This window comes from Enterococcus sp. NBRC 3427, from assembly GCF_007996925.1.
Classification (GTDB): domain Bacteria; phylum Bacillota; class Bacilli; order Lactobacillales; family Enterococcaceae; genus Enterococcus_B; species Enterococcus_B lactis.
This window is the reverse complement of sequence record NZ_BJLL01000112.1, coordinates 1-1,720: the sequence shown is the minus strand read 5'-3', so window position 1 is coordinate 1,720 and position 1,720 is coordinate 1. Positions and strand designations below refer to the sequence as shown.

Annotated in this window: 2 protein-coding genes; both read left to right on the top strand. The window is 26.4% G+C overall.

Features of this window, described 5'->3' with window-relative positions; all coding sequences use genetic code 11:
• Positions 1–838: glycosyltransferase family 2 protein (locus ESP02_RS13070; protein ID WP_222611645.1), on the top strand; the 838-nt coding region annotated here is incomplete at its 5' end.
• An 82-nt stretch (positions 839–920) separates the two neighbouring features.
• The coding region (locus tag ESP02_RS13065) for an O-antigen polymerase (protein WP_146926078.1) at positions 921–1,720 on the top strand (800 nt) is incomplete at its 3' end.

The following is a 1,720-nucleotide window of genomic DNA, read 5'->3' as shown; positions in this document are numbered from 1 at the left end:
TCTGAATAATAGTAGGAATGTTTTGATTAAGAAGATATGTGCAGGGATAGTAACTTATAATCCTGATATACTTAGACTTAAAAAAAACATATCGAATATAGCAAATCAAGTTAAAACCATTATAATATTTGATAATGGTTCAGAAAATATCAATAATATTATCGAATTAATTTCTTGTTATTCTAACGTTTATATATTAAATAATCCTGAGAATAAAGGTATTGCATATGCTTTAAATAAGATTTTCGAATGGGGAAAAAAAAATAATTTTGAATGGGTTTTGACTTTAGATCAAGATTCGGTAGCCCCCTTAAATTTGATTAAGTATTTGAGTGAATTCATATCAGAAAAAAATGCTATAGTAGCACCGAATATTTTATATAAAGATAATGAACAGTATAAAGAAATTCATGACCATGATTATGAATACGTTTCTTGGGCTATTACAAGCGCTTCTTTAACACAGTTAAAGGCATGGGAAGAAATTGGTGGTTTTGATGAATATTTATTTATAGATAAAGTTGATTATGATTTTTGTGTACGATTAAGGTGTAAAGGGTATTTTCTTGTTAGGACATATAAAGTAACATTGGACCACGAATTAGGAAATTTAAATTGTATTCGTTTGTTTGGTAAAACGATATATGTAACTCATCATTCACCTCAAAGAAAGTATTATATGGTCCGAAATTCTATTTATTTAAAGAAAAAGTTAGGTAGTGGTACCCCGGCTAGAGATGTTATTAAATTGATAGCTAAAACGCTCTTATTTGAAAAAAAGAAAATGTTAAATTTTTCTTTTATATACAGGGGAATTGTAGATGGCGCCAAATCGTAAAAACAACTAAATTGTTGAAAAAAGCATTTTATTATCTTTTTAAAATGCTTTACAATAAACTGCTCGGAGGAGAAGTACAAATATGAATGATTATATATTTTTGTTAGGATGTATATTACTTCTTATAATGAGTTTTCAAGTCACAAAAGATATTATATCTCCTGAAGTTTTGTTTCCTATTCCGTGGATAATTGCTACTATAATATTAATCACTGGTGATTTCAGCTATAATCCCCAAAGTATGGCTTTTTTTTATTTATTAATAGGAGCAGTTATATTTGAAATAGGATGTTTTATTGGACATAACAAAATCAATAGTAAAGAAAGAATTATTACTAAAAAACAAAATAAAGCATTTAGACCAACAGTTTTATTTATATTAATGATGTTAGAAATCATTTTTATATGCTTTGTTTTATATACTTATATACTTTATACCCGTAATAATTTCAATGTTAATATTTTTACAACTTTGTACTCTAATAAAGAAAATATGTTTGGCTCAGGAGTAATTGGATATGGAAGAAACTTAATTTCAGCTTTTTCCATTGCAATAATTGTAGGTTACGGAATAATAGAAGAAGATAAAAAAAATCAGTATAAAAAGATATTAATGGTCCAAATAGCCATTGCATTAATAAATGGTATATTAGGGGTAACTAGAAACGGAATACTTTCAGCTCTTTTACCGTTAGCCTTTGCATGTATTGTAGTCTTTAATATTAATAGTAAAAAAGCATTCAAAACTTTATTTGTATCATTTTTATTTTTTTTAAGCATATTTTTAATAGTTTCCATGCAAAAATACTGGTATACAATTAACGATGAAAGTGTAATCTCCATTCAATTGTCTAAACAAATTCAATTATATGCATCTGGTAG